Annotated in this window: 27 protein-coding genes; 12 read left to right on the top strand and 15 right to left on the bottom strand. The window is 28.6% G+C overall.

Annotated elements, in window-relative coordinates:
• Window positions 1-140 precede the first annotated feature (140 nt).
• From P161_RS0107700 to P161_RS0107680, 5 genes are all read right to left on the bottom strand, one after another.
• Window positions 141-983: a universal stress protein gene (locus P161_RS0107700; RefSeq protein WP_026776438.1), complete on the bottom strand. Its 843-nt coding sequence runs from the start codon at window positions 981-983 to the stop codon at window positions 141-143.
• A 124-nt stretch (window positions 984-1,107) separates the two neighbouring features.
• Window positions 1,108-1,410 carry a ribosome-associated translation inhibitor RaiA gene (gene raiA, locus P161_RS0107695; RefSeq protein WP_026776437.1) on the bottom strand — a complete coding sequence of 101 codons (303 nt, stop codon included), beginning with the start codon at window positions 1,408-1,410 and terminating at the stop codon, window positions 1,108-1,110.
• Window positions 1,411-1,970: 560 nt separating this feature from the next.
• On the bottom strand, window positions 1,971-2,813 hold the full coding sequence (locus tag P161_RS0107690) for a universal stress protein (protein WP_026776436.1): 843 nt from the start codon (window positions 2,811-2,813) through the stop codon (window positions 1,971-1,973).
• Between the two features lie 107 nt (window positions 2,814-2,920).
• A complete protein-coding gene (locus tag P161_RS0107685; protein ID WP_026776435.1) occupies window positions 2,921-3,982 on the bottom strand; it encodes a response regulator in 1,062 nt (353 codons plus the stop codon).
• Complete coding sequence (locus P161_RS0107680) at window positions 3,979-5,223, bottom strand: PAS domain-containing sensor histidine kinase (RefSeq protein WP_026776434.1); 1,245 nt, start codon at window positions 5,221-5,223, stop codon at window positions 3,979-3,981. Before P161_RS0107680 ends, P161_RS0107685 begins: the two co-directional genes overlap by 4 nt.
• 341 nt (window positions 5,224-5,564) lie before the next feature.
• Between P161_RS0107680 and P161_RS0107675 the strand changes: the two genes are divergently transcribed.
• Entirely contained in the window at window positions 5,565-6,017 is a 453-nt protein-coding gene (locus P161_RS0107675) for a pyridoxamine 5'-phosphate oxidase family protein (protein ID WP_026776433.1), read from the top strand.
• Window positions 6,018-6,027: 10 nt separating this feature from the next.
• Window positions 6,028-6,381 carry a hypothetical protein gene (locus P161_RS0107670; protein WP_026776432.1) on the top strand — a complete coding sequence of 118 codons (354 nt, stop codon included), beginning with the start codon at window positions 6,028-6,030 and terminating at the stop codon, window positions 6,379-6,381.
• Window positions 6,382-6,761: 380 nt separating this feature from the next.
• Here the strand turns inward: P161_RS0107670 and P161_RS0107665 are convergent, their stop codons facing one another.
• The 4 genes from P161_RS0107665 to P161_RS0107650 all read right to left on the bottom strand — a co-directional run bounded on the left by P161_RS0107665 (window position 6,762) and on the right by P161_RS0107650 (window position 10,901).
• The gene (locus P161_RS0107665; RefSeq protein WP_026776431.1) at window positions 6,762-7,544 is read right to left on the bottom strand and encodes an enoyl-CoA hydratase/isomerase family protein; all 783 of its coding nucleotides are present in this window, start codon (window positions 7,542-7,544) and stop codon (window positions 6,762-6,764) included.
• Window positions 7,545-7,587: 43 nt separating this feature from the next.
• Window positions 7,588-8,985 (bottom strand): HAMP domain-containing sensor histidine kinase, encoded by a 1,398-nt coding sequence (locus P161_RS0107660; RefSeq protein WP_231494779.1) that lies wholly within the window; start codon window positions 8,983-8,985, stop codon window positions 7,588-7,590.
• A 63-nt stretch (window positions 8,986-9,048) separates the two neighbouring features.
• Window positions 9,049-9,513 (bottom strand): hypothetical protein, encoded by a 465-nt coding sequence (locus P161_RS0107655; protein WP_026776429.1) that lies wholly within the window; start codon window positions 9,511-9,513, stop codon window positions 9,049-9,051.
• A 56-nt stretch (window positions 9,514-9,569) separates the two neighbouring features.
• Complete coding sequence (locus P161_RS0107650; RefSeq protein WP_026776428.1) at window positions 9,570-10,901, bottom strand: MATE family efflux transporter; 1,332 nt, start codon at window positions 10,899-10,901, stop codon at window positions 9,570-9,572.
• Window positions 10,902-10,993: 92 nt separating this feature from the next.
• Between P161_RS0107650 and P161_RS0107645 the strand changes: the two genes are divergently transcribed.
• The 3 genes from P161_RS0107645 to P161_RS0107635 are packed head-to-tail and all read left to right on the top strand — an operon-like array spanning window position 10,994 to window position 12,376.
• The gene (locus P161_RS0107645) at window positions 10,994-11,785 is read left to right on the top strand and encodes a universal stress protein (protein ID WP_026776427.1); all 792 of its coding nucleotides are present in this window, start codon (window positions 10,994-10,996) and stop codon (window positions 11,783-11,785) included.
• Between the two features lie 28 nt (window positions 11,786-11,813).
• Window positions 11,814-12,035, top strand: a complete 222-nt coding sequence (locus tag P161_RS0107640) for a DUF433 domain-containing protein (protein WP_026776426.1) — start codon at window positions 11,814-11,816, stop codon at window positions 12,033-12,035.
• On the top strand, window positions 12,032-12,376 hold the full coding sequence (locus P161_RS0107635; protein ID WP_026776425.1) for a DUF5615 family PIN-like protein: 345 nt from the start codon (window positions 12,032-12,034) through the stop codon (window positions 12,374-12,376). The genes P161_RS0107640 and P161_RS0107635 overlap by 4 nt, the downstream gene beginning before the upstream one ends.
• A gap of 47 nt (window positions 12,377-12,423) precedes the next feature.
• Here the strand turns inward: P161_RS0107635 and P161_RS0107630 are convergent, their stop codons facing one another.
• Together P161_RS0107630 and P161_RS0107625 are read right to left on the bottom strand one after the other, a co-directional pair.
• A complete protein-coding gene (locus P161_RS0107630; protein ID WP_026776424.1) occupies window positions 12,424-12,717 on the bottom strand; it encodes a co-chaperone YbbN in 294 nt (97 codons plus the stop codon).
• An 86-nt stretch (window positions 12,718-12,803) separates the two neighbouring features.
• The gene (locus P161_RS0107625) at window positions 12,804-14,027 is read right to left on the bottom strand and encodes a metallophosphoesterase (protein WP_026776423.1); all 1,224 of its coding nucleotides are present in this window, start codon (window positions 14,025-14,027) and stop codon (window positions 12,804-12,806) included.
• Window positions 14,028-14,130: 103 nt separating this feature from the next.
• Here P161_RS0107625 and P161_RS0107620 point away from each other — a divergent pair, with 103 nt between their 5' ends.
• The 3 genes from P161_RS0107620 (at window position 14,131) to P161_RS0107610 (ending at window position 18,796) form a co-directional block, all read left to right on the top strand.
• Entirely contained in the window at window positions 14,131-14,961 is an 831-nt protein-coding gene (locus P161_RS0107620) for a sterol desaturase family protein (protein WP_231494720.1), read from the top strand.
• A gap of 343 nt (window positions 14,962-15,304) precedes the next feature.
• A complete protein-coding gene (gene polA, locus P161_RS0107615) occupies window positions 15,305-18,148 on the top strand; it encodes a DNA polymerase I (protein WP_026776421.1) in 2,844 nt (947 codons plus the stop codon).
• A gap of 264 nt (window positions 18,149-18,412) precedes the next feature.
• A complete protein-coding gene (locus P161_RS0107610) occupies window positions 18,413-18,796 on the top strand; it encodes a hypothetical protein (protein ID WP_026776420.1) in 384 nt (127 codons plus the stop codon).
• Between the two features lie 100 nt (window positions 18,797-18,896).
• Here the strand turns inward: P161_RS0107610 and P161_RS0107605 are convergent, their stop codons facing one another.
• On the bottom strand, window positions 18,897-19,610 hold the full coding sequence (locus P161_RS0107605; protein ID WP_026776419.1) for a hypothetical protein: 714 nt from the start codon (window positions 19,608-19,610) through the stop codon (window positions 18,897-18,899).
• Between the two features lie 169 nt (window positions 19,611-19,779).
• Here P161_RS0107605 and P161_RS0107600 point away from each other — a divergent pair, with 169 nt between their 5' ends.
• Complete coding sequence (locus tag P161_RS0107600) at window positions 19,780-21,450, top strand: RluA family pseudouridine synthase (protein WP_026776418.1); 1,671 nt, start codon at window positions 19,780-19,782, stop codon at window positions 21,448-21,450.
• 38 nt (window positions 21,451-21,488) lie between these two features.
• Window positions 21,489-22,451 (top strand): L-threonylcarbamoyladenylate synthase, encoded by a 963-nt coding sequence (locus tag P161_RS0107595; protein ID WP_026776417.1) that lies wholly within the window; start codon window positions 21,489-21,491, stop codon window positions 22,449-22,451.
• Here P161_RS0107595 and P161_RS0107590 read toward each other — a convergent pair whose 3' ends face one another.
• Entirely contained in the window at window positions 22,452-22,799 is a 348-nt protein-coding gene (locus P161_RS0107590) for a phage holin family protein (RefSeq protein WP_026776416.1), read from the bottom strand.
• Between the two features lie 62 nt (window positions 22,800-22,861).
• Entirely contained in the window at window positions 22,862-23,353 is a 492-nt protein-coding gene (locus tag P161_RS0107585) for a hypothetical protein (RefSeq protein ID WP_155810442.1), read from the bottom strand.
• Between the two features lie 397 nt (window positions 23,354-23,750).
• On the opposite strand from P161_RS0107585, the gene P161_RS0107580 reads away from it, so the two are divergent.
• Both P161_RS0107580 and P161_RS0107575 read left to right on the top strand, forming a co-directional pair.
• Complete coding sequence (locus tag P161_RS0107580) at window positions 23,751-23,942, top strand: hypothetical protein (protein ID WP_026776414.1); 192 nt, start codon at window positions 23,751-23,753, stop codon at window positions 23,940-23,942.
• 28 nt (window positions 23,943-23,970) lie between these two features.
• On the top strand, window positions 23,971-24,834 hold the full coding sequence (locus tag P161_RS0107575) for an RNA polymerase sigma factor RpoD/SigA (protein WP_026776413.1): 864 nt from the start codon (window positions 23,971-23,973) through the stop codon (window positions 24,832-24,834).
• A gap of 187 nt (window positions 24,835-25,021) precedes the next feature.
• On the opposite strand, the gene P161_RS0107570 is transcribed toward P161_RS0107575, so the two are convergent.
• Window positions 25,022-25,873 carry a DMT family transporter gene (locus P161_RS0107570; protein WP_231494719.1) on the bottom strand — a complete coding sequence of 284 codons (852 nt, stop codon included), beginning with the start codon at window positions 25,871-25,873 and terminating at the stop codon, window positions 25,022-25,024.

Genomic DNA, 25,873 nt, shown 5'->3' with positions numbered 1-25,873 from the left:
TTTCAGCGGTATTTATAACTTTACAAGATGTTAACTACTTAATATTCGCAAAATAGTCAGAGTAAAAACCTATAAAGTATTAGCACCATTATTTATGTAAGAAAAATTAAAAAATAGTGAATCAAAAATGAACTTTATGATTAAACTTTAGAAGGTATAATTAAAAAAGGAATGTTTAAATGAAACCCTATTTGATGTATTTTTGATTGAAAAAATAAATTTTCAAAGAAAGAGTGTTTGTTGTTAATCATTACCAACAAATTAATATCCACTTTTAAACCAAATCTAGCAATAGCATCTGTTACATTTTGATTGGGAACGCTATGAAAAATATGTGCAATTTTTTTGAATGAACTTTCTAGTCTTTTTTTATTTTCAATTTGTGTATCAGTTAAATCATTGCCAAAAGAAACGTTTAAAAAGTGAACTCGTGAGGTATAAGGTTCAGCAATTTCTATAATTGGTTGTAAATGTTTTTGTTTAAAAGAAATTTCATAATCTGATGGAAATAATATTTCTTCTGGAGACTCAAAACCAAAACCACTTGGTACAGCCAAAATTGGGCATTTTACATTTTTTATAACGTGAATTGTGTTAGAGCCAAATAAAATTTCTGTTAAGCCAGTGGCTCCTTTAGTTCCCATTACTATAAAATCTATAATGTTTTCTTGATGTAGTTCTTTAATTTCACTCACCAAAGTATTAAATGAAGAAAGCATTGTAAAACTATGATTTGGGTTTTTAAATTTTTTTTGAATCTTAGTAAGCACATCATTTAATCCTTTTTCTGACGTTTCTCTGATAGAGTTAACAACATTTGCTGTAGCTCCATTTATCTCCATATAATCTATATTATAAATCATGGGAGTATATGTATTAAGCAACACAAACTTACATTTTTGATTTTTGTAAAGTTTAAGAGCATATACAATTGCATTCCAAGCATTATCAGAAAAATCGGTTGGTAAAAGTATTTTTTTCATCATTGTAAATTTTAAGTATTGTTAAAAATAAGGATTAATACAGCATAATACAATGATATTTATCAGACAGCAAAAAGCCCTCTTTAAAAGAAGGCCTTTATTTACAGAGTACTTGGTTTGTGTTTTAAGCGTAAGGTTTTGCAATTGCTTTTCGCTTTTCTAATTGCTTTTCTAAATCGCTAATGGTACTTTTTACAGCAACTTCAAAGTTTTTTTCATTTGAAGAAGCAAATATTCTTGGACCAGATAAGCTTACCACCATTTCACAAATTTTACCATTACCTTTAGGATCGTTTTCTTTCTTAAAAAAAACTTCTACACTTATAATTGAATCGTATTTTCGAGCCATTTTTTCTAGCTTTTCAATTGCATAATTTTGCATTGTTTCGCTTGTGGGCATTGTTACAAATTGAATATTTATTTTCATTTTATGATGATTTAACAGTTATTTAAATACTATTTTTAATTGTTTTTAAAGATAAAAAAAGGGGAGTTTAAGCTCCCCTTTGCAGAATAGTTTTAAAATTATTAGAGAACACAAGTTCAATAATAGCTACAATCTATTCATAACCTCCTTGATTACCATATAGATAATTAAGGCTTTTTTTTAATAGAACAGGAAGCCGAAACTTCCTGTTCATAAAGGAGTATGATTTTATTGTCCAATTTTAGAATACTAAAATATATTTTACCTATTAATAAGTAAAACATTACACGACACTAAACAATAGATTCAAACTCAATTTTTAGTTTACAAATTCTATTAATCCGTAATTTTTTTATCAATAACTTAAAGAACTTTTTTGTGTTTGTATACATCAAATATACAGTAGTTTGTAAATTTAAAATATGACATATATCAGTTTTAGAAAAAAAATATTCCTTTTTAATTTTGGGATTTGCACTTAAAAAAAATACTATTATATATTGAAGAAAAGCAATAAACTAAATTTTAAAAGAAGAAATAAACGATTGATGAATAGTAAATTATTCGTGTAATACTAAAAAAGGGACATTGGTATGGTAGCTAATTTTCTCTACTTTAGAATGAAATAATATTTGCTGAAAATAGTTTAAACTTTTAGCAACCATTGCTATCATATTTATGTTTCTACTTTCCACAAAACATTGCACAGCATCTTCTACTTTTGTGTTGGTTAAATTATGAAAGCTACCTTCAAAATTGCTGAATAAATCCTCTAAAACATCTTTATTGTTTTCTTGGTCTATTGTTAATTGAATTTTCTTTTTATTGATATGTAAAATTCGCAAAGACGCGTTTTCTTTCTGCAGTATTGCTGAAATTGATTTTAGGATTTGAGTATTATAAGATAAAATAAAATCTGTAGGAAAAGCAATTTCTTTAAGCGCTGTGTATTTTGCGTTTTCTGGCACCACTAAAGTAGTACAAGATACTTTTGTAATAACCTCTCCTGTATTACTACCAATCATGTATTCTTTAAAACCAGAAGCTCCTTTGGTTCCCATAATTATTAAATCGATTTCTTTTTCTTTAACGTGCTTTCTAATAGAATCAATAAAAAAATTATAGTCTACTAAAGTATAAAAATTGTGCTTTTTATTTTTAGGAAACTCTTCTCTTATTTGCTTTAAAAATTGTTTTAATTTTTGTTTTGAAGGTTTTAAGATGAGATTTTCAAGCACATCTTTATTAGGAATATAAGGAGAATCATTCACAACTAAATTACTTTCTCTACCAACATTTAACAAGTAAAAATTACAAGGAGTATCCTTATAAAAATTAATTGCATACTCAATTGCATTCCATGAATTTTTAGAAAAATCTGTAGGAAGTAAAATGTTTTTCATTGATAGTTTCTTTACATATCAAAACTAAAAAGAAGATGAAGCTAAAAAAATGATATTGGTCATATCGTTTTTTGCTACCTTTTTAAAAAACATTTAAAAAATAACTCCTAAATTTCCTGTAATTTTTTAATATCTAAGATTCTAATAGACCTACCTTCAATCTCTATAAGTCCTTGTTTTTTAAAACTAGAAATAGTTCTTATTAAAGTTTCAGTTGCAATACCAGCTACACTTGCTAAATCATTACGAGAAATTTTAATAGCTTCTTCTGGTTTTTGATTCATTTTTTCTACAAACTTAAGAATTGTGCTTGCGGTTTTTTTGTGTACAGAACTATATGCCATTTCTAGCAATTGGTCTTTTATGCCAGAAATATTATCTGTTAAAAGTTCAATAAGTGCTAAGGTAACTTTATGATTTTCGTTTAAAATTTTTATGAGATCACTTTTTTGAATCCCTACCAATTCTGTGTCTTTTAAAGCTGTAGCCGTTTCTTGATATGGAATATTATGTGTAAAAGAAGTGTAGCCAAAAAAATCATCTTCCTTATATAGTGCTGTGGTTAATTCTTTACCTTGTTCATCAAATTTATGGCATTTTACAAACCCTTTACAAATCAAATAAATAAAGTTAGAATTGTCTCCTTCTTTAAAAATAACAGCGTCTTTACTGTATTCGAAAATGGTACCATTGTCATCAAAAAAGTTCTTTAAATCATTTAAAGTTCTTATTTCGTTCTCATCTTCTTCCTCTTCTTTAAGTTGATCATTAGCAGTGCTATTTCTTTCATCGTTTAAAATTGATGCTTTTGCTAACCTACTTTCTATCGCACTTATTAACTCGTCTTCAGTATATGGTTTTGTAATATAATCATCAGCACCTAAATCCATTCCTTTTCTTACATCTTTACGTTCTGTTTTAGCAGATAAAAATATAAAAGGAATATATTTTGTACTATTATTTTTAGACAATGCTTCTAAAACACCATAACCATCTAATTCTGGCATCATAATATCACAAACCACAATATCTGGTATTTTTTCGAATGCTAATTGTACTCCTATTTTTCCATTGGGTGCTGTTGAAACAGTATAATTTGAAAGCTCTAATAGTTCAGCTGTATTTTCTCTCAAAACTGCATCATCTTCTATCAATAATATTTTTTTCATTTGGTTGCTTTGTTGGGTATTATAAATGTAAATGTAGTTTCTTTGTTTTCTGTACTTGTAAAAGAAATGGTTCCTTTTAGGTTTTCGATATGATTTTTTACAATATTTAGTCCTATTCCTGTACCTTGAGAAAGCAGTGCATTTTCTGCTCTAAAATAACGGTTAAAGATATTTTTTTGATCTTTTTCTGGGATGCCAATTCCATTATCTATTACCTTAAAAGTAGTTTCTTTATCATTTTGAGAAATCATGATATCTATAATGGTATTTTCTGATGAATATTTTATGGCATTATGTACCAAATTAGATAGGGCTAATTCTACAATTTTTTCATCTTGATACAATAGAAAATCATCAATATTTTCTGGATAATTTATTTTTTGTCCACCTTTTAATAGAATATTAGCATTGTACACAACCTCATCTACAACTTTACTTAACTTGAAAGATGTTGGATTGTAAGTTAATTCTCCTCTTTCTAATTTTTCTATCGATAAAAAATCATTTAAAATATTATTTAAATAATGAACTTTATCTGTAATTGTTTTAATATGCTTATCTCTTTTTTCTTGTTGCTCACTTAGTTTATATTTACCTAACAACATTGTAGAGGTTAAAATACCACTTAAAGGTGTTTTAAATTCGTGAGAAACTAAAGATAAAAATTTGGTTTTTAATTCATTTAATTCTTGTTCCTTTTTTAAGGCAATTTTAGTTTCTTCTTCGGCTTCAATTCTTTTTTTATTTTCAACATCTAACTCAAGATTTAGTGTTTTGAGCCCTTCAATTGCTTTTTTTAAATCTTTGGTTCTTTGAGCTACTCTATCCTCTAAATCAGTATTTAATTCTATAATTTTTTGTTCCTGTTTTTTACGCAATGTAATATCTATAACCAATGCCATTACATAGTTTTTCCCATAAATAGTAAAAGGATTTAAACCAGCTTCTAAAGGAAAAATACTACCATCTTTTCTTGCGCCAAAAATATCTCTTCCTTGCCCCATTCTTCTGCGTTTTTTATCTTTCATAAAACCTTTAAAGTGGCTTCCATGTTCTGCATGATAATTTCGAGGAATTAACGTATTTAAAGGTTGCTTTATAAGTTCATTATCTTCATAGCCAAACATTTTAAGGGCAGATTCGTTTGCCTCTATAATTACTTGATGTTCGTCTACAACAATAACACCTTCAGAGACTGACCCTAATAAAACATTAAATACATCTTGATCTTGATTAAACATTCTTTTTTTTAGTATAAATGTACAAAAAAGATTAAATAAGAACCTTTGTAAAAATGATATATAATAATTTTACAATCCTTTAATATATTATATTATTGATTTTTTTTGATCTACTTAGATCAAAAGCTTTTAAATTTTTACAAAAGAGTTTTTGCATCATAATTAATATTAAATTTACAAAGCACTGATAATTTGAATATTGTAACGTTTTAATAGAAACATTAAAAAATAAACCATCCTTAGTTCTACAAAACTAACATTATAAAATATTAACTGACTAATATCATAGTTTATCTTTATTATATATTATAAATTGGCTATTAATCTTTAAAATAATTATGATGATAAAAAATTTAAACCAACAAGACAGCATTAATTTTTTAGCTAATAATTATATAGGTTACCTCGCGTACATTTATAGAGATAGACCATTTATTGTACCAATTACGTACTTTTTTGATTCTAAAGACACCATTATAGGCTATTCTAATAAAGGACATAAAACAATAGCAATGCATCAAAACAAACAAGTTTCTTTAGAGGTTGCAGAAATAAAAAGCTTTACAGATTGGACTTCTGTTTTAGCTCACGGAATTTACGAAGAACTTTCTGGTATTGATGCAAAAAGCAAATTACATGAATTTGCAGACGGCATTAAAGATATCATATTAAGAAAAGAAGAAAGAAACCTACATTTTATTGGAGAATTTTCCAGTAAAATTAATAAAGAAGAAATCCCTTTAGTATTTAAAATTACCCTAGATGAAATAACAGGAAAAATTAGAAATCACTAAAAATTTAATTATGAAATACTTTTATGCACTCTTACTTATTTTTCATGGTTTTTTACATCTAATAGGTTTTATAAAAGCTTTTTTCTCTACAGAAATATTTAACGAACTTTTAAACATTTCAAAACCTATGGGAGCACTTTGGCTGCTAACATTTTTAATATTTATATATGCATCATCAGCATTATTAAATAATAAAAAATGGATAAATCTGATAATTATAGCTGTTAGCCTTTCGCAATATTTAATTATTATGAATTGGAAAGACGCAAAATTTGGAACCATTTTAAATATCTTTATCTTAACTGTTGCTATTATTGGTTATAACCGAAAAAGACAATTTAAAGCGAAAGAATTTAAAAATTAAGGATTCATAAAGGTGTGACGTCCTAAAATAGCGTTACAAGATTTATAAATTAAAGGTAGTAATTTTTCATCACTGCCTTTTTGAATTATATACTGATAATCAAACTTACCATGTTTCTTTAACCAAGTCAGAATCGTTGACTTTGCTTGAATTCCGTATTTATCTGTAGCTTGTTAGGGGTAATAACAAACCTTGTTCAGTCTCTTGAACAATCTGTAATTTTAAACTTAAACTGTAAGCTTTCTTTGTACACTTTTTGTAATTTGAGTCCATTTTTATAATGTTGACTGTAACAATATTTCAGGACGAGACATAGTAAAATTCAAAAAAAACGAGCCAATAATGGCTCGTTTTTTATGCTTTTTATTTCAATGATAAACTTATTTACCAGGAAAATTTGGCTTTCTTTTTTCTAAAAAAGCAGTAGTTCCTTCTGTAAAATCTTCAGTTCCAAAACAGTTTCCAAACTCATTAATTTCTATATCAAAACCATTTACACCATCTTTAAAATTGGCATTTACAGCTTTAATGGCACTTGCAATTGCTACAGATGAGTTTCGCATAATTTTACCAGCTAGCTTTTCTGCCAAAGGCAATAATTCTTCTAAAGTAGTTACATGATTTACCAATCCACAATCTTTTGCATCCTCTGCAGAAATCATTCCAGCAGTCATAATTAACTCCATTGCTTTGCCTTTACCAACTAATTGTGGCAAACGTTGTGTACCTCCATAACCAGGAATTACACCCAAAGAAACTTCTGGTAAACCCATTTTTGCATTGTCTGAAGCTATTCTAAAATGACAAGCCATTGCCAATTCTAAACCTCCACCTAAAGCAAAACCATTAACGGCTGCAATAACTGGTGTTGATAAATTTTCTACATAATCAAACAATATTTCTTGTCCTTCTTGGGCTAATTTTCCTCCTTCATCTACAGAAAAATTAGCAAATTCAGAAATATCTGCACCAGCTACAAAAGCTTTTTCTCCAGAACCTGTTAAGATAATTACCTTTACTTCTGCATCCTCTTCCAAAAGTTTAAACGCTAAACTTAACTCTGTAATAGTATCTTTATTTAAAGCGTTTAATTTTTTTGGTCTATTGATGGTTATCTGTCCAAGACCATCTCCTTTTTCTACGATTATATTCTCGAAATCCATTCTATTTATTTTTTAAAGCCTTTAAAAACAAGGCAATTACTAATTATTCTTTTGGTAAAATTACAGTAAAAATAGTTCCTATCCCTTCTTTTGATGTAAAAGAAATTCTACCTTCATAGGCTTCTATAATATTTTTTATCATTCCTAAACCAAGTCCCATTCCACTTGTTTTGGTGGTAAATTTAGGTTCAAAAATTAAATCTTTTACGTCTTCTGCAATTCCTTTTCCATTGTCTGAAACTATAATTTTTATATTGTTTTTTTCTGTTAAAACAATCACATCAATAATAGGATTTTCTTCATTTTCGATAGCTTGCAAGGCGTTTTTAACCAAATTGGTAACCACTCTAATTAATTGCGTTTTATCTAAATTTGCAAATAATTCTTTTTCTGTTGTTTTAAAACTGATAAAATCTTCGTTAAAAATATCAATAGCCAACTTTACGACACTTACCACATTTATTTTTTCTCTGTTTTGAGTTGGCATTTTTGCAAAATCAGAAAAAGCAGAAGCAATAGAACTCATTACATCTATCTGTTGAATTAAAGTTTGGCTATATTCTGCCAACTTTTCTCTAATTTTTTCGTCTTCAGGATTAAACTTACGCTCAAAACTTTGCACGGTTAAACGCATTGGTGTCAGTGGATTTTTAATTTCGTGCGCAACTTGTTTTGCCATTTCTCTCCACGCTTGTTCACGCTCACTTTTTGCCAATTTTACAGCACTTTCTTCTAATTGATCTATCATATTATTGTAGGCTTCAATTAAAACTTCGATTTCTGAACTGGCAGAATCTACCATAATTTTTTCATTGCGTTCATTTAAACGAGTTTGCTGCATTTTATCGGATATCGTTTTTATAGAACGTGTAATGTAACTTGATAAAAAATAGGCTAAAGCAATAGCAATAATCAACATTAATAAATACACCAAACCTAATCTAGAAATAAACTCCTTTAATTCTTCCTCAATCTCTGAATTATCTTGGCTAAATTGTAGTTCTAAAATACCAATTCTCTTAAATTTTGGGTCGTGAATGTAGGTGTAAGAAGCTTGATAACCCATACCATCTATTTCATCAGAAATTAAAATTCTATGGTTTGAGTTTTGGTTTAAATTATTGAGATTATTGTAACTTAAAGGCTTAATTTGACTATCTTCAAAAGCATTGGTTTTAGAGGAAACTAATAAATTTCCATGCAAATCGAAAATAGAAATATTTAATTTGTTGATCGATGAAATTTCATAAATACGCTCTTGAAATATCTTTGATAAGTTTTCTGTCTTTACAGGATAACTTGTTTTGTTCGTTAATTCTAAATCAATAGTTTCTATAGTTGTGGCTTCTTTTCGCTCAAAACGATGAATATTGTAATCTTTTGTTTGCTCATCATATTGATACACTGTAACCACCAAAATTAAGATGGATGCCAATAACACCAGCAAAATGGTGGACAAAAAAATACGTATTTTTAAAGATACTTTCTTAAAATTAATCAACTTTTAGTTTGTTTTTATACGTTTTGTTTTCATTGTTAAAAAATCATCAAAAGCCCCATCATTATCCCAATCAAAAGTACTTTTCCCTAAAAAACCTTCTTCAGTTTTTTCAATATGATAGCCAACCTTTATATCTCTATTATTGTATGAAAAATCAACAAAAAGCGAATCGTTTTTTACACTCCAATTTCCATCAGATTCAGAAATCTTTTCTCCTTCTTTATTGATAAACCAAGCATCAAAAGTACCATCTTTATGGTACACAGATTGTGCAATTAATTCTGGCTCATTATCAAATTTATCTTCAAAAACATACAAAGAATCCGATTTCTCATAGGTTGGCATTTCTATTTTTAAATAGGTGGTTTGCCAAGAATCTGTCATATAAGTTTCTAATGATTTTTCTTTCGTGCATGCTACAATAACTATTCCAAAAAAAAGGATAAAGACTATTTTTTTTATTTTCATCTCTAAATTGATTTAATAGTAAATATAGGTAAATAAAAAGTGTTTGCAAAGTTGGCTTATCCATTTGCTAAAGGCAAAAATGTACGTCTGAATTTAATAATTAGCGGAATTCCTCTCGCTAAAATCCATAAAGTAAAAGCAATCCAAATAGCAACTAATTTATAATCTAACCAATCAAAAAACAATAAAGTTGGTATAAAAACAAAAGCTGTAGAGAGAATTAAAACGTTTCTTAAATACTTCATAAAGCCCATTCCTTTAAACATTCCATCAAAAATAAAAGTGATTGCACTTATAGGCTGTGTTAAAATAACGATCCAAAAAACGTGATAAAATTGTTCTAAAACCAAAGGTTCTTTGGTAAATATTAGCCCAATAAAATTATAAAACAAAAAGCCAAAAGCAACAATAATAATTCCTGTTATAAAACCATATTTTGTTAATTTAATACTTAAAAGTAATAAGGTTTTATATTCTTTTGCACCCAATAATTTTCCTGCTAAAATATTGCCTGCACTGGAATATCCATCAACCATAAAAGCGCCCAACAACCAAATATTTAAACCAATTGTGTAAGCTGCAATGAATTCTTTTCCATAACCTGTGGCATAAGCAGTTGCAAAATACAATGCTGTATTTAAAGCAATTGTCCTTATAAAAAGATTGCCAATCATCCCTAATAATTTCGGAATTTCTTGGTGAAATTTAGTCTTAATTTTTAAGGAAATATCTGTTTTTTTAATTAACAAAAAAATTGATAATATTGCCATTGTAACTTGAGCAATTACACTAGCATACGCAGCTCCTTCAATATACATAGGTTCTATAAAACCTTCTATTCCATATACAAAAGCCAAATCTAAAACAATGTTTAATAAAGCTCCAATAATAGCAATGATCATTGGGTAAAATGTGTTTTGTAATCCTCTAAAAATTCCAAAAATCGCAAAAACAAATAAAGAAAATGGGAAACCGAAAATTCTAATTTTAAAGTAAACAATACAATACTCCAAAACTACTCCTGAAGCATTATAAAATTGAAATATTTGCTTGGCAAAAGGATATGAAACTGCTAAAACCAACAAACTACAAACTACAATAATGGCAATAGCTTGTGCAGGCAACGTTTTTATTTCATCTAATTTATTAGCGCCAACATATTGAGAAATTATCGATGAAATTGCACTTCTTATTTGTCCGAAAACCCAAATTAACATAGATATATAAGCACCAACAATACCAACAGCAGCTAAGCTTTCTGTAGCATTTTCATTAATATTACCAATAATTGCTGTATCTGTAATAGATAGTAAAGGTTCTGCAATACCCGCAATTAAAGCAGGAATTGCCAGCTTGTTAATTCGTTTAAAACTAATATCTGTATTCAAAAAAATATTTTTTACAAATGTACATTTCTTAAAAACAGAAAATACTTTACTTGTTGAAAAATTAGTAACTTTGTAGTCTTAAAAATTTTACCATGCAAAATATTTTAGTTCCTATCGGATTTACAGAAAACGCTCAAAACACCTTGCAATATGCAATTGATTTTGCAGCTGAAACAAATGCGAAAATTTTTGTTTTTAGAGCGTATAGTGCACCAACTAAAATGGGAACCATTATAAATGTAAACAACATTATTGAACGTGAAACGAATTTGTATTTGCGCACTATGGTAAATTCTGTAGATAAAAAAAACGTAGAAATTAAATTAATTTCTGCAAAAGGTTCTGTAGTAGACAGTGTTGTATCTATTGATGATGAATTAGGAATTGATTTAGTTATTATTGGAGCAAAAAGCAACTCTATAAAAGAAGAAATATTTTTAGGAAAAACTGCTGGGAGCCTTGTAAAACAGACAGATGTTCCTTTATTAACTGTACCTGAAAACTACCAATACATTCCAATTAAAAATATTTTATTAGCTTTTAAATCTGGTATTTTAAAAAGCAAAACAGCTTTGCATCCTTTACAGAATATCGTTGAAAAGTTTAATGCTCAAGTAAATTTATTGTTGGTAAAAACACCAAATTACAAACAAGAAGATCTAGTGATTCATAAAGAATTAGAAAAATTACAAGCTACTTTAACGGTTACTGAAAACGCGACTACTTTTCAAGGAGTTTTGGAGCACATTAAAACTCATAATCCAGATATGTTATGTGTTTTTAGACGTAAAAGAGGTTTCTTTCAAAAACTTTGGGAAAAAAACACGATTTTAAAAGAAGAATTTTATACCAATGTTCCTTTATTGATTTTAAAAGGGAAATAAAAAGTGTATCTTTAAACAAAAAAAAATGATTGATTACAAGAAATACATAACTATTGAGCCAAATAAAAGGTTTGGAAAGCCAATACTAATTGGTACTAGAATTTCTGTATACGATGTTTTAAACTGGTTAGCAAATGGAATGTCAAAAAAAGAAATTTTAAAAGATTTTCCTGAACTAAATAAAGAAAGTATTAATGCTTGTTTATCTTTTGCAGCAAATAGAGAAAACATAGTAAGAGTTGCATCGTGAAACTACTCTTTGATCAAAATATTTCTTTCAGAATTATTCAAAAGATTCAAAACACATTCCACGATTCTAAACAAATAAGGAGCTTAAATCTTGAAAATGCTACTGATACAGATATTTGGGAATATTCTAAAATACATAATTTTTCAATAGTAACTTTTGATGCCGATTTTTCTGATATTGCAAATATTAAAGGAAATCCTCCAAAAATAATTTGGTTAAGAATAGGAAATACAACAACAAAAAATATTGCTGAAATTTTAAAAAAACACCAATTAACTATCTCTGATTTTATTGAAAAAATTGAATATAGTAAAATTGCTTGTTTAGAGATTACAAATTAGTATTGTATTCAATTTGTAATTGATATAATTTTTGTCATTTTAAAAATTTAAAAATATTTCTGAACCAAACTAATTAAGGTATTTGCGTCATGAAAACCTGTTTGACGCCATTTCATTTCGCCATTTTTATAAATCATAAACGTTGGATTTCCCTTTACACGCAAAGCATCTGCCAAAGTTTCGTTTTTTTTGATGTCGATTTTAATTACTTTGGCTTTTTCCCCCAAAGCTGCAGCAACACTTCTTAAAGTATCTAAGTTGTTTTCGATAGCATTCCAATCTGAATAAAAATCGATTAAAACTGGTGTTTCAGTGCTGATTAATTCTCCGAATTTCGTCATAATGGAATATTTTTAAACGTATAAAATTTACAACTTTTGAATTTTAGTATTACAAATATAAGATTTCTTATTAAATAAGCTGATGATCAAGTTTTTTTCAATTCTATTACCGTAATTTCTGGCCAAATACCAACTCTTCCAGGAAATGCATGATATCCAAAACCTCTATTTACATTAATATACCTGCCAAATTCTTGATACAAACCTGCCCATTGTTTATAGGCATATTGAGATGGACTCCATCGTAAAAACCCGGGAATTTCAATACCCATTTGTAAACCATGTGTATGACCACTTAATGTTAAATGATAATTGAAATCGTCTTTTTTTACTTTTTCTTGCCAATGACTAGGATCGTGACTCATCAAAATCTTAAAATCTTCTTTTTTTATTTTTGATGATGCTCGCTGCAAATCTCCTGCTTGATTAAAACCTTTTCCCCAATTTTCTACTCCAACTAAGGCTATTTTTTGTCCGTCTTTTTCTAAATATCTATGTTCATCTAACAATAAATCAAATCCTATTTTTTGATGAATTTCTTTTACTTTTTGAAAATTATCAATTTTTTCTTGAGGCGAATTCCAATCCATGTAATCTCCATAATCGTGATTTCCTAAAATAGCAAATTTGCCTTCTTTGGCTTTTAACTGTTTAAAAACATCAATCCAATCATCCATTTCATCGGCTTTATTATTTACAATATCACCCGTAAATAACATCAGATCAGATTTTTGCTCATTTATCAAATCTACACCATATTGTATTTTTTCTTTGTTGGTAAAACTTCCTGAATGAATGTCTGAAATTTGAGTAATGGTATACCCATCAAAAGCTTCAGGTAAATCATCAAAAGAAAGTTGATATTTAATCACTTTATAATTATATTTTCCTTGAATAATTCCATAAATAAAAGAAGCAAAAGGAATGGCAGCTAACCCTAAAGCTATTTGCGCTATAAATTTTCTTCTCCCAACCAAAGATTGTGTTTCTGAACTTGAAATTGCTGAGAACATTTTTAAAACCAATCGATACATATCTTCACCAAAAAGAATCAGAACAATAATCAATTTTGGAATGGAAAAAGTAATCATAATTCCCATTGCCATTTGAAATTCTGGTGTTTGTCCTTTGCCTCTATCATACGTTAAAATGGTAATGAAAAAATACGCATACACAGCAACACTAATTGCTATATAAGAAAAACGGACTAATTTACTTTTAGAAATTGTTTTAAAAGCTTGAAACGTATAAATCTCAACAGAAACAATAACAACAAGTAAAATAAGAACAGGAATTAACCAACGAGGCATATCTAAATTTTTTAAATGTGGACAAAGGTAACTGTTAAAAAACCAAAGGTTTTTAACCTGCTGTTAAATTTTTTAGTAAATTTATCATTTAATTTTCATCAAAATGATTGATACTATTGTTGTTTTTTTTGAGAATCTAAGTAGCTTACAAAAGTTTATTTGGATTGTGGGTTGCTTATCTATTTTCTGGATTTTAGAGGGCGTTTATCCGCTTAAAAAACATCAATATAACAAATGGAAACACGCGAAAACTAATTTCGTTTTACTGTTTTCTACAATGCTTATAAATGTAATTTTTGGGTTGATAACTGTGGGTGTTTTTCTTTGGATTGATACCACAAATTTTGGTTTGTTAAATTTGGTTGATTTTCCTGTTTGGGTAGAAATCATTTTAGCAATTATGATTTTAGATTTTACCTCACAATATTTAGTGCATTATTTATTGCACAAAATACCATTTATGTGGCGATTTCATACAGTACATCATAGTGATACGCATGTAGATGTAACTTCTGGAACAAGACATCATCCAATCGATTTTATTTTTAGAGAAACCTTTGCTTTACTGGGTGTTTTAATTGCTGGCTTGCCTGTTTCTTATTATTTAATGTACAGAATTTTAACGGTTCTTTTTACCTATTTTTCGCATGCAGATATTAGTTTACCAACCAAATTAGACAAAGCAATTAGTTATGTTTTTATTTCGCCTAACACACACAAATTTCATCATCATCATGTAATGCCTTGGACAGATACCAACTTTGGAAATATCTTTTCTTTCTGGGACAGAATTTTTGGAACTTTTATATATCAAGACACCAAAGATATTGTGTATGGAGTTGATATTTTAGATGCAGAAAAATCTGAAGATATTCTATATCAACTAAAAGCTCCTTTTAAAAAAGGGTTGAAATCTGTGGAGTATAAAAGGTAAATGATTTTTTAATTTGATGCCACGAATTCACAGATTTTTTATTCATGAAGCAAGTTATAAAGGTTTACGTGAGATGCTTTCAGCATAACAAATAATACATGCTACTTTTTCCTCAAACTTTATAACAAGTAATTTGTCACTCTGAAAGAGTCTCAAAACTGTGCGTAGTTTTTCGTGAGATGTTTCCAGAAAGGGAAATAACACTTGCTATTTTCTTATAAACTTATAATTCGTGAATTCGCGGCATTAATCGCCAACAAAGATTCTTATCAAAATCATCAACATAAAAAGCCCAATTTTACACAGTTTTTTGTAGTTTTATCCTTTTACAATTATAGATAAAATGGCAGATCAAAAAAGACTTTTTTTAGTGGATGCATACGCATTAATTTTTCGTGGATATTACGCATTTATAAAAAACCCAAGAATCAATAGCAAAGGATTAGATACTTCTGCAATTATGGGTTTTATGAACTCACTTTTAGATGTTATTAAACGTGAAAGACCAGATCATTTAGCAGTTTGTTTTGACAAAGGTGGCAGTGTAGATAGAGTTGAAATGTTTGAGGAATACAAAGCCAATAGAGATGTAACTCCAGAACCTATTAAAGACGCCATTCCATTTATTTATGAAATATTAAAAGCCATGCATATACCCATTATGGTAAAAGAAGGTTTTGAAGCAGATGATGTAATTGGCACACTTTCTAAGCAAGCAGAAAAAGAAGGCTACCAAACGTTTATGGTAACTCCAGATAAGGATTTTGCACAATTGGTTTCCGAAAATATTTTTATGTACAAACCACGTTTTGGAGGTGGTTATGATATTTGGGGCGTTCCAGAAGTGTTGGCTAAATTCGAAATTACAGATCCTTTACAAGTTATCGATTTTCTGGGAATGATGGGCGATTCTTCTGATAATATTCCTGGTTTACCTGGAGTTGGAGAAAAAACTGCCAAAAAGTTTTTAGCACAATTTGGTTCTATGGAAAACCTTTTGGAAAATACAGATCAGCTAAAAGGAAAAATGAAAGAAAAAGTAGAAGCTGCTAAAGAATTGGGCTTACTTTCTAAAAAATTAGCAACCATTATGTTAGATGTTCCTGTAACATTTAACGCCAAAGATTTTACATTAGATCAACCAGATATTGAAAAAGTTACCGAGATTTTTAATGAGTTAGAGTTTAGAAACTTATTAACCAACTTCTTAAAAACCTTCGCCGAAGAAAATGCAGAAAGAGTAAATTCAGCAGAAAATACTACCGATGAAAAATCTACCTCTAAAAAATCTGTACCACCAGTTGAAGGTCAGTTTGATTTATTTGCTGCTCCAGGAGCAGGAAGCATTTCAGAAGCACAAACTGCATCTGGTTTTAAAAATATAGAAAACACAAATCACTTTTATCAACATATAGATTCTCCTTTTTCTAGAAAATTGCTAATTGATAAATTGATGCAACAAAATTCAGTTTGTTTTGATACAGAAACTACAGGTTTAAAAGCGTTAGAAGTTGAACTTATTGGAATTGCTTTTTCTTTTGAAGCTGGCAAAGGATATTATGTTTCGTTTCCAGAAAATCAAGAGGAAACAGCAACAATTTTAGAAGAATTTAGACCATTTTTTGAATCCCAAGAAATTGAAAAAATTGGACATAATTTAAAGTATGATATCAAAGTTTTATCAAATTATAAAATGCCTGTAAAAGGAAAATTGTTTGATACTATGATTGCTCATTATTTGATCAACCCAGATATGAGGCATAATATGGATGTTTTGGCAGAAACCTATTTGAATTATCAACCAGTTTCAATTACTGATTTGATTGGTAAAAAAGGTAAAAATCAACTTTCTATGAGAGATGTTCCTATTAAAGATCAAACAGAATACGCTGTAGAAGATGCAGATATTACTTATCAATTAAAAGAACATTTTGCAGGCGAATTAGAAACTGGAAACGTAACAAAATTATTTAATGATGTAGAATTGCCTTTGGTTTCTGTATTAACAGCCATGGAAATTGAAGGAATAAACATCAACACAGAATTTTTAAACGAACTTTCTGTTGCATTGACTGATGACATCAACAGGCTTGAAAAAAACATTTACGAATTGGCAGGAGAAGAATTTAATATTGCTTCGCCTAAACAATTGGGAATCGTTCTTTTTGAAAACATGAAGTTAGTTGACAAACCTAAAAAGACAAAAACGGGTCAGTATAAAACTGGCGAAGATATTTTATCGTATTTGGCAAAAGACCACGAAATTATCAGAAATATTCAGGAATATCGACAATATAAAAAATTACAAAGTACCTATGTTGATGCGTTGCCAAATGAAATCAACCCAAAAACTGGGCGAATTCACACACAATATATGCAAGCAGTTGCTGCAACAGGAAGGTTGAGTTCTAACAATCCGAACTTGCAAAACATTCCAATAAGAACAGAAAGAGGGCGTGAAGTGCGTAAAGCTTTTATCCCAAGAAATAATGATCATGTTTTGTTAGCAGCAGATTATTCTCAAATTGAATTGCGAATTATTGCAGCTTTAAGCAAAGAAGAAACCATGATTAACGCCTTTAAAAATGGAGAAGATATTCATGCTTCAACAGCCTCTAAAGTTTTTAATGTGGAACTTAAAGACGTAACTCGTGAGCAAAGAAGTAACGCAAAAACCGTCAATTTTGGAATTATTTACGGAGTTTCTGCTTTTGGATTGAGCAATCAAACAGATTTGAGCAGAAGTGATGCCAAAGAATTGATTGACACCTATTATGAAACGTATCCAAAACTGAAAGCCTATATGTCTAGTCAAGTTGATTTTGCTAGAGAAAAAGGCTATGTAGAAACTGTTTTAAACAGACGTAGATATTTAAAAGATATCAATTCTAGAAATGCGATGGTAAGAAGTGGAGCTGAAAGAAATGCTGTAAACGCCCCAATTCAAGGTTCTGCAGCAGACATTATTAAATTAGCGATGATTAATATTCATAATCGTTTTGAGAAAGAAGGTTTTAAATCTAAAATGTTATTGCAAGTGCATGATGAATTGGTTTTTGATGTGCCAAAAGACGAATTAGAAATTGTAAAACCAATTATTAAATTCGAAATGGAAAACGCCTTTAAAATGGAGGTCCCTTTAGATGTCGAAGTTGGTATTGGTTATAATTGGTTGGAAGCGCATTAGAAATTTAATTATGTTATCCTTACTAAAAACAATTAAATTTTACAAAGTCTTTCTGAGCTTATCGAAGAATAATATCGTTACTGTCTTCGACAAACTCAGACTTACAGACGTTAAACTAATTGCCATTAGGAATTGTGATTATGAATATTTAAAATTAACTATAATTTTTATTAGCCAATTAACAATTTGAATTAATATTAATAATGTCACACTGAGCTTGTCGAAGTGCTTTTTAATCAGAAATTACAATATTATAAAAACAAAATGGAAGTAGATTACATAGAAAACTATAATGGACTTGACGAAAATTTGGTTCGTTTGTATAATTTTGATAAAAAAGAAGCTAACAAATTTAAGAAGTTGTTAGAAGAAACTGTGATCCATAAAAAACAGAAATTAAATTTAGCAGAAGTAGATTTTATTGAATCTAGAAATTGCAATTTAATTTTTGGATTATTTAAATCTGATGAAGGAATTTTAACCAAAGACAATGAAAATTTTTTCTGTATTTTAACGTTAGAAGGTTTCAAAAAAATGGTAAGGTTAATTGAACCTTTTTGTAAAAAAGAAACTAGAGGTCACCAATATTTATATGATGTTGATACGCCTACAGATTTGTTATTTTGTCCTTCTGCAACAGCATATTAAACATTGTATCAATACATAATTTGCATAAAAATAGGATAGACTTCAAAAATCTACCCTATTTTAAAAAACTTTTTCTTCTTTCTGGTTAATTCATTAAATACTATTTATTATCTATAATTTTATCTAGTTTTTTTATTTCTTCATTATATTCCTCAATAGCAGCTTCAATTTTTCCTTTTTTGTATTCTTCGTTAAATTCTTCAATTGCGCTTTCATGAATTTTTACATATTGAGCAACTGTCTCATCTAACTCTTCTTTTAAATCATCAAATTTTTCTGAAAGCTCTTCTAAGTTTTCTTTTACCTCATTTTCAGAAGCATTACTTTCTTTAATCAACTCTAAATATTCTTTTTGAATATCTGCAACATCTTCCATAACTTCTTCCGTTTTTAACCAAGAAGGAATGGTGTTTCCTAGATTTGCAATTCTATAATTCATGTTTTTTACACGCTGAGTAGTGGTAATATAATTCGCTTTTCTAATTGCTGCCAATTCGTAGTTTATGACTGTAAAATCTGCCCAATCATCAAAACCAGCAATACCATTTGCATCTAAATTGTATACAATTGGCGTTTGTTCTTTCATTATATATGTGCGCGTTTTAACTTCCCCTTCTTTTAATTCAGCGTTATCTAAATTACCATCTAAGGTTTCTTTTTCGACTTCTAAGTTATCTTTTTCAATCTCTACTTTTTCTACAACATTAGTATCTGTGGTATTTTTCTTTGTTGTATCACAAGAAACAAGCATAAAACTTGACGCTGTAAATGCTAATGCAAATAATTTTATTGAGTTTATTTTTATATTTTTCATATGATTGTTTTAATGTTTGATACAAAATTAAAGGAATAGTAAGATTTCACTTAACGCAAATAAGGTTTGTTTTAACTCTTTAGAGAATGCAGAAAAATCAGTTTTAAAAAAAATCTATTTCTTTGTTATCTTGATAAACTGCCTATCTTTGACATTTATTAAAAGCAAATTGAAACACTTTCTACATTTTAAATCTGATATTTCTAAAATTAGTCTTCCAGATAAATTTACGTTTCCTTTTTATTATGATGCTCATCCTTTAGCGGTTTTTGCAGCAGAAGAAATTCACCATTATTTAGAAAATCAAACAGATTTTAAACACAATTTTGGCATCAATTCAACTTTGGATGAATTGCCAGTTGGTAAGATGTTTGGAGTTTTGGTGGTAAAAAATAAAAATAATGAAATTGGCTATTTAGCGGCTTTTTCTGGCAAGTTGGCTGATAAAAGTTTGCCAGAAAAATTTGTTCCTCCTGTGTTTAATATGAGAACTGAAGGTAGTTTTTACATGAAAGGTGAAGGTGAAATTGATAAAATTAATGAAGAATTAAGTAACCTAAAGAAAGATAAAAACTACATCGTTACTAAAAAAGCAAATAAAAAATTACATCAAACAGTTGCTGATGATTTAGAACATCAACGCAAAAAAATGAAACTTTCTAAAAAAGATAGAAAACTTAGAAAGAAAAATGCAACAGGTATTTTAAATGATTTCGATTTTAAAAAGTTAACTGAAAAACTAACACAAGAAAGTTATAACGATCAGTTTTTTTATAAAGAACTAGTAGAATATTATCAAACAAAAATTGAAAAATCAGATAAAGAATTGGCTTTTTTTGAAGATAGAATTGCATTTCTTAAAAAGGAACGAAGGGAAAAATCGAACTTTTTACAACAAACTTTATTCAGTAAATATGCATTTTTAAATCAACAAAAAGAATTAAAAAGTTTGTTAGCTATTTTTGATGATCCAACTATAAAACCTCCTGCAGGTTCTGGAGAATGTGCTGCTCCAAAATTATTAAATTATGCGTTTGCAAACGATTTAACACCAATTTGTATGGCAGAATTTTGGTGGGGAATTTCGCCTAATTCAGCTATTAGAAAACACAAAAACTACTATCCTGCTTGCCAAAGTAGATGCAAACCCATTTTAAACCACATGTTGCAAGGAATTGAAATGGAGAAAAATTTGTTGCTAGAAAATTTATCCGAAGACAAAAAACTTGACATTATTTTTGAAGATGATGTTTTAATTGTAGTCAACAAACCTGCTGAATTTTTATCTGTTCCAGGTAAGACAATTCAAGATTCTGTATATAGTAGAATTAAAGAGCAATACCCAACAGCATCTGGCCCCTTAATTGTGCATAGATTGGACATGTCTACCTCTGGTATTTTACTGTTGACAAAAACAAAAGAAGCCAATAAAGTTTTACAAGCACAGTTTATAAATAGAACTGTAAAAAAACGCTATGTTGCTTTGTTAAATGGAGATTTATCAACAAAAAAAGGCACTATAAAACTGCCAATTAGAGTAGATTTAGATGACAGGCCAAAACAATTGGTAGATTTTGTGCATGGAAAAAATGCAGAAACCAATTGGGAAATCATCCAAAAAGAAAATGGAAAAACTCGAGTTTATTTTTATCCAATTACTGGCAGAACACATCAATTACGAGTGCATTCAGCTCATAAAAATGGTTTAAATATGCCTATTTTGGGTGATGATTTGTATGGTAAAAAAGCAAATAGATTGCATTTGCATGCGCAATTTATTGAATTTTTGCACCCAACAACCCACAAAAAAATGAGTTTTACAGTTGATGCTGATTTTTAAAAAATCTATTTATTTTATATGTAATTTTGCAACTAATTATGAGCATTATTTCTAAAGACATACAGAAAGCAATTTCGTTATTAGAAAACGAAGAGTTGGTTGCAATTCCTACAGAAACTGTGTATGGTTTGGCTGGTAATATTTTTAGCGAAAAAGCCATAAAACGTATTTTCGAAACTAAAAAGCGTCCGTTTTTTAATCCTTTAATTGTACATATTTCTTCAGTTGATGCGTTGGAAACGATTGTTAGCGAAATTCCTGAAAAAGCGAGAATATTAGCCAATACTTTCTGGCCTGGTTCTATGACATTGGTGTTGAAAAAGAACAAGAATATTCCAGATATAATTACTGCTGGTAAAGATACTGTTGCAGTACGTGTGCCAAATCATCCTGTAACTTTATCGCTTTTAGAGCAATTGCCTTTCCCTTTGGCAGCACCAAGTGCCAACCCTTTTAACAATATTAGTCCAACAAAACCTGAACACGTAGAAAATTACTTTAAAAATGATCTCAAAATGGTTTTGGATGGTGGTTTTTGTAAAAATGGTATAGAATCTACGATTATCGGTTTTGAAAATGATGAACCCATAATTTACAGATTGGGTGCTTTGTCTTTAGAAGATATTGAAGCTGTTGTTGGTAAAATATCCATCAAAAATAAAAAGGAAGAAAATCCTGATGCTCCTGGAATGTTGAACAAACATTATTCGCCAAAAACACAAACAGTTTTAACGACTGATATTGTTTCAGAAATTGAAAAACATTCCACAAAAAAAATAGGTGTTTTAACTTTCGATACTTTTTATAAAAGCGATAAAATTGATACTCAGATTATTTTATCCGAAGAAAAAAACTTACATGAAGCTGCATCAAAATTGTACGACAGTTTGCATCAATTAGATTCTTTAAATTTAGATGTAATTATTGTAGAAAAAATGCCAAATTTCGGCTTAGGAAAATCGATGAACGATCGTTTAGAAAGAGCTGCTTTTATAGACTAATTATTGTTTTTTATCCTCTAACAAAGAAAATAAAAACGATCTAAATATAGACAGTAAAATACTAAAGAAAAGCGCTGCCCAAAAACCTGTAACTGTAAAACCATCAATTAATTTATCTGCCAATAAAATTATAATTGCATTAATTACAAAAATGAATAATCCAAAAGTTATAAGAGTTGCAGGTAATGTTAAAAAGATTAAAAGTGGTCTAACAATCATATTTAACAAGGCAACTACAATGGCCACAACTATAGCAGAAACATAACCAGCAACTGCTACACCTGGTAAAATATTAGCCAAAAGTATAACTGCCAATGCTGTTAATAAAATTTTTAGAAATGTTTTCATAGTCGTTTTTAAGTTTGGTTGATTCTTATAAAAATAACAATTTCAAAAAATAAAAGCAAGAATTATTCAGTTCTATAATCTTTAATTGTTTCACTCAATTCTTGGCGTAAATCATCAAATTCTTCACTAAGGTCTTCCCAGTTTTCTCTGATATCTTGTGTGGTTTTATCTTTCTCTTTTAGTAATGTTGCATACTCTTCTTTAACATCTTCTATTTCTTTTAAAACTTTGTTAGTTTCTAACCAATCAGGTATTGTTGAAGATAATTTTGAGATGTTCTTTTTCAAATTTTCAATTCTTTGTACAGAGCTATTATAATCTAAATTTTCAACTTGATGAACTTGTGTGTTGGCTACATTATAAGCATTCCAGCTGGTAAATGAATAGGTTCCATAGTAATCTTTTCTAATAAGTACTTTATTGTCTTCATCAATATTTAACAATGAAATGTTTTTATTGTCTATTAAATTTCTATTAATTCTTTTTGTTTTGGTACTTATGTTACAAGAAGTAAAAATTATAAGGAATATTACGAATGTAAGTTTATGCATCATTCTCATGATTGTGTGTTTTGGGGTTTGATGCAAAGTTACAAGAATAATATAAACTTCATTAACACAAATAAACTGAATTTTAGCTCATTTCGAAAATTGGCAAAAAAAGCTAATTTTTATTCATTTTTACACAAAAAACGATAATAAAGTGTTATTTTTTAGCAAAATAGACTTATTTTTCGTAGTTTTGTAAACTATGAAAAAAGCTTCTATTTATCGTAACCTAAATAACAAAGTCTCCAATTGCGATTTTATTGTTTTTGTTCATCACTCTGATAAATTTAGCACTCAAGCTTTCTAGCTAATTTTTTGCATCTAATTTTTGCAGAAAATATATTCATCAAATTTTATTATCAAACTTAAAAATGCTCATTCGTGCATTTCTAAATTTATTATTATGAAAATTATTCAAATTAAAAGAAGAACAAAACAAGAAAAATATTATTCTTCTGCAATGGGCATGTTAAATTCACGTGTTATTTATATAAAAAAATACGTTTTTGGCATCCCAACAAAAACACTACATAAATATAGAGAAACGTATTATGGCAAAATGAAAAACTGCGATGATTGTAATCTATTTATTTAATATTAATCTTTAAAACTTTATACCATATATGAGACAACTTAAAATAAGTAAACAAGTAACCAATCGTGATGCAAAATCTTTAGATAAATATTTTCAAGAAATTAGTAAAATTGGCTTAATAACTGCTGATGAAGAAGTTGAACTAGCTTTGAAAATAAAAAAAGGAGATGGTAAAGCATTAGATCAATTGGTAAAAGCGAACTTACGATTTGTTGTTTCTGTAGCAAAACAATACCAAAATCAAGGTTTAAAATTATCGGATTTAATTAACGAAGGTAATTTAGGTTTGGTTAAAGCTGCCAAACGTTTTGATGAAACTAGAGGTTTTAAGTTTATTTCTTATGCTGTTTGGTGGATTCGCCAATCGATTATGTCTGCATTAGCAGATCAATCTAGAATTGTACGTTTGCCTTTAAATAAGATTGGAAGTATTAGTAAGATTAAAAAAATATACTCGAAATTAGAACAACGCAATGAGAGAATACCTACGTATGTAGAAATTGCGAACGAACTAGATACCACTGTAAATAGCGTAGAGCAAAGTATGAAAAACTCTGGTAGACATCTTTCTATGGATGCTCCTTTTAGAGAAGGAGAAGACTCTAATTTGTACAATGTTTTACAGTCTGGAGAATCGCCAAGACCAGATAACGAACTAATGAAACAATCTTTAACTACTGAAATTGATAGAGCTTTAGGTACTTTGTCTCATAAAGAAGCTAAAGTTATTAAAATGTTTTATGGTATTGGGCGTAAATCTCCATGTAGTTTAGCAGAAATAGGTGAACAGTTCGATTTAACAAGAGAACGTGTAAGACAAGTAAAACAAAGAGCTATTAGACGTTTACAAAACAAATCGAAAACAGAAGTTTTACGATATTATTTAGGATAAAATTTTAATAAAAATATACTTAAGAAAAGCCAAGGAATTATCTTCTTTGGTTTTTTTTTAATTTTAATATTTTTTTTTAATCACTTCATTGTTAGAGAAATTAAAATAACCATATGACTCTAGTTGTTTTAATACAGCCTATAACATAATTTTTAATATTGATAAAAGAGAGCTATAAAAAATAATATCAGGCATTATTCTTTTTCTTTTTTAGATAGATGTTATATACTAAACCTAACAGTATTAAAAAAATTCCGAACAATGTCCAAAAATTATAAATTTCATCAAACCATAAAGCGCCGATTATAATCATAAAGATAACTTCTAAATATTTTAATGGAGCAACCATGCTAGTTTCATCAGACTGAAAGGCTTTGGTCATATATAATTGACCTATATACCCAAAAAAACCCAAACTTAATAGCAATAACCATTCTGTTGATGTTGGTTGTTTCCAGTTATTTATGGATAAAATTCCGCCAAAAACAAAAGCCATGATCATAAAGTAATTTATAATTACTAATGGACTTTCTTTATCGCCAATTTTACGAATTACGACAAAAATAACTCCAAGAAAAATTGCTGAAATCATGACCAATATCAACCCCACAGAATCCATATTTGTTCCAAAACCTTTTATAATTAATACTCCAATAAAAGCAATAAGAAATAGTAACCATTGAATTGGTTTAATTTTTTCTTTTAAAAAGATAAAAGCAAAAATAGCAGCAAAAATAGGTGAAGTATAACGAAGTGAAACAGCTGTGCCAACAGATAAATAGTTTAAAGATTGAAAAAAACAGGTTAATGAGATTACACCTGCAATACCTCTAAGTAGCATCCATTTTTTTTTATCGTTTCCAAAAAATGGTATTTTTTGTTTTAAAACAATGGGTACTGTAATCACTAAAGTTCCTACAGATCTAAAAAAAACAATTTGATATACATTAAATGTTGATAAATATTTTACAACAGCATTCATCATTGCAAAGGCAATAACACTAAAAACCATATATAAAATTGCCTGATTCGTTTTCAT

Origin of the sequence: Polaribacter sp. Hel_I_88 (genome assembly GCF_000687935.1) — a bacterium.
GTDB lineage: Bacteria > Bacteroidota > Bacteroidia > Flavobacteriales > Flavobacteriaceae > Polaribacter.
This window is presented reverse-complemented; position numbering and strand designations above follow the sequence as displayed.